The organism is Vicinamibacteria bacterium, assembly GCA_035620555.1.
Lineage (GTDB): Bacteria > Acidobacteriota > Vicinamibacteria > Marinacidobacterales > SMYC01 > DASPGQ01.
The window spans coordinates 1-2954 of the sequence record DASPGQ010000395.1 but is presented as its reverse complement, the minus strand read 5'-3'; the positions used below and the strand labels follow the sequence as shown (position 1 = coordinate 2954).

The window sequence follows — 2954 nt, the reverse complement described above, 5'->3', positions numbered from 1 at the left end:
AGATCGCCGAGAGCGGCGGGTTGTCCGTGGTAATGGACCGCTGTATCAAGGTCGAGCACGCCCGCTACATCGGGCGCATGCACTGGCTGGGCTTCAATACCAACCGCATCACCTCGATCCGCGGAGGATTGCAGTAGAGTCCATCGAGCCCTCTCTAGTGTTCAATGCCGTGTCGGGACCCGTAATTGATCGTGCCGCCACGGCTCGGTCTTTGCGGCGCTTCGCGCCGATCTCGCGGCAGACGTTTTGGCCACCGCTCGCGCAGGGTGGGCTGAGTTTTTCATCACCCTGCCAGCTCGATTCATCGCAAGCCTTGCGACCGAGCCGCGGCCTTTGCTAAAATTCATTAGTTTTTCCTTTCAAAGAAGGAGTGAGACGCGGGAGGGCTATCTCCAGACATAGCCCCTTCAATCAGGAGGACGGGTAGAACCAACCATGCCCAAAAAAGTAACCAAGAAGCCTGAATCCAATGTATCCCCCAAGCCGACACGACGTACGAGAGCCAAGCGGGGCGTCATCGCCAGGGGCGCAATTGCCGCGCACTTGACCGACGATCAAATCCGTCAGCGGGCGTACAAGATCTTCCGTGAGGGCCGCAATCCGAGCGATCCGACGGCCGATTGGTTCCAGGCGGAGCACGAGCTCCGGGCCGAGCTAGGGACCCGATAATCGGGAGGGGCCGCCCTCGCACCTAAGCGGGGGTGGCCTTCTCCAAACTCTCCCGAAAGCTTTTCTTTACAAACCCTTTCTGTGTCCATATCCTCTTACGCCGTGACGGAAGAAGCGGTCAACTTTCTGAAGCAGTTCGTAGCCCGACCCCACGAGATAGGCGCCATCGTCCCCAGCTCCGAGACCCTGGCACGGGAGATGGTCGAAAGAGTCGACTGGGCTCGGGTCGAGGTCGTCGTCGAATATGGCCCGGGGCTGGGGGCGGTCACGTCCGAGATACTTCGCAAGGCCGACGGCAGGGATTTCTTCGTTATCGAAGTCAACGAGCCGTACACTCATGCGCTCCGACGGCGGTTCCCTTTGCTTCCGGTCTATCTCGGCTCGGCCGCTGGCATCGTCGAGATCGCGGCGGCCCACGGCGTCACCCAGGTGGACTGCGTCATCAGCAGCCTCCCCTGGGCCAATTTTCCCGAAGTCGTACAAAACCAGATCCTCGACGCCATGTTCGACGTCATGACTCCCCACGGGCAGTTCGCCACCTTTGCCTACATGCACGGGCTGCCGCTTCCTTCCGGGCGCAGATTCCGCACGAAGCTGGAGCAGCGGTTTCGCCGCGTTGCGAGAAGCGGTGTCATCTGGCGGAATGCGCCGCCCGCCATCGTTTACCACTGCGAGCGATAGCCCCTCTCCAAGGCGCTAGCGTCACGGACGAGGGGGAGTGCCGCTCCCTCCAGCTTTCAGCTTCTCGAGCAGATCCCGCATCGATGGTTGCTCGGGGTCGAGAGAAAGAGATCGCTCCAGAATCTCGAGCGCCCTGGCACGGTTTCCTAGCTCGTCGTGCGCCATGGCCAGCATGTTCAAAAGGCGAGCTTCGGGCCGCTTCAGGGTGATGGCTTTCTCGAGAAGCTCCGACGATTCGGTGTACTGCTTCCGACGGAAATGGGCCTCGCCCAGAATCGCCAGGACTTCGAACCGGTCGGGTACGTTGCCAACCAATGGCTCGAGCACGGCGAAAACGCCGTCAATCTCGTCGAGATCCAGAAGCAAATCCGCTAGAAGCTCACGAGCCGGGCCGAGCCGAGGGTTTTCGCGGATGGCGAGCTCGAGCTGGATCCGCGCGCTTTCCTGGTCGGAAAGCCTCGCGTATTGCTCACCGAGAATCGTCGCAACCACCCCGGGAACCTCTGGCTTGGGGGGCGCGATCGAGCCGCGAACGCCGGGACGCGTGATTGAAGTGCGAGGGGAAACGATGAACGGTACCTGTTTGCGGCTGAGCTCCACCAGGTCGGCATCGACGAGTGTTGCTACGAGATCGAACCGACCCCCGTCGATTCCAGCGAGGGAGAGCGTCTGAACCATGGGCCCCGTCGCCCAGGCCGCGACGCTCACCGTCTTTTCGACCCAGGTCTTTCCAGCTGGCTCTCCTCCTTCGACCACGAATTGAACGCGGGAGCCCGGAGGAGCGTTCCGCGGCTCGATCAAAAAGACGAGATCGTCTCCGATGGAGTACACGCCCCGTGGATTGGGAAAGATCTCGACTTGGCCGAAACGGAACGGACGGTAGAGGGGCTCGTTCCGGATCTCGGAGCCGTATGCGAGAACCAGCTCGGAGAGCTCGGGGCGCTCATCCTGCCACTCGGGAACGTTCAGATTCGATTCGAAGAGAGTGTAGCTCTTGAAGCAATCAGTCTCCTGCCGGCTCGGACAGGCTCGGTTGCGCAGGATGAGTCTGGCGCGGTACGAGCCCGGTATCAAAGGCGTCATGCCCGAATGGGCGGATGGAAGCTTCAGACTCGTGTTCTGCTCCTGGTCGATGGTTACGAAAGACTCCGTCCGCTGATCAACGACGAGACGGTTTTCGTCGTCCAGAGGTACGATCTCTAGCGAGGCGACGAACACCGCGCTGTAGATGCCCTGGTCTTGGTCGTGGACGAAGCCCACGCTCTCGGCGTCGAGCTCGACGACCCAGTGCAGGTAGTGGGCACGTCCGGGCCCCGGCAGGATGTGGGCGAGGCCGAAGCTCGGAACGTAGGCGAAGAGATAGTCACTCTCGACGTTGCCGCGCTCGAAGTCGAGTCTTTCGGCGTAGCTCGTGTCGAGCTGGAAAAAGGGAACGTTGGCGATGTCGTCCAGGAGCTCGAGCGTTCCGAAGGCGGGATTCTGGAACTGCGCTTTATCGCCCTCGTCGGTGCGAAAGGAGAGAGAGGCTTGGGCCAGCTCGGCGTCGATGGTCAGGAGTTTGTTGTAGGCTTGTTCGACGTCGTCTCGAAAGTCGCTCACGGGCG

4 protein-coding genes are annotated in these 2954 nt (G+C 61.2%); 3 read left to right on the top strand and 1 reads right to left on the bottom strand.

Annotated features, from left to right (window positions below; translation table 11 throughout):
* The 3 genes from VEK15_16040 to VEK15_16030 form a co-directional block, all read left to right on the top strand.
* Nucleotides 1–137, top strand: a 137-nt coding sequence (locus VEK15_16040) for a CoA-binding protein (protein HXV62212.1), incomplete at its 5' end; no start/stop codon positions are given.
* 298 nt (nt 138–435) lie between these two features.
* Nucleotides 436–669 (top strand): DUF2934 domain-containing protein, encoded by a 234-nt coding sequence (locus VEK15_16035; GenBank protein ID HXV62211.1) that lies wholly within the window; start codon nt 436–438, stop codon nt 667–669.
* An 81-nt stretch (nt 670–750) separates the two neighbouring features.
* The gene (locus VEK15_16030) at nt 751–1350 is read left to right on the top strand and encodes a hypothetical protein (protein ID HXV62210.1); all 600 of its coding nucleotides are present in this window, start codon (nt 751–753) and stop codon (nt 1348–1350) included.
* Nucleotides 1351–1371: 21 nt separating this feature from the next.
* On the opposite strand, the gene VEK15_16025 is transcribed toward VEK15_16030, so the two are convergent.
* Nucleotides 1372–2954, bottom strand: a 1583-nt coding sequence (locus tag VEK15_16025) for a tetratricopeptide repeat protein (protein ID HXV62209.1), incomplete at its 5' end; no start/stop codon positions are given.

Bases quoted from the DNA above. Each gene is read 5' to 3' on its own strand.
- VEK15_16035 (HXV62211.1), top strand. From the start codon at position 436: ATGCCCAAAAAAGTAACCAAGAAGCCTGAATCCAATGTATCCCCCAAG.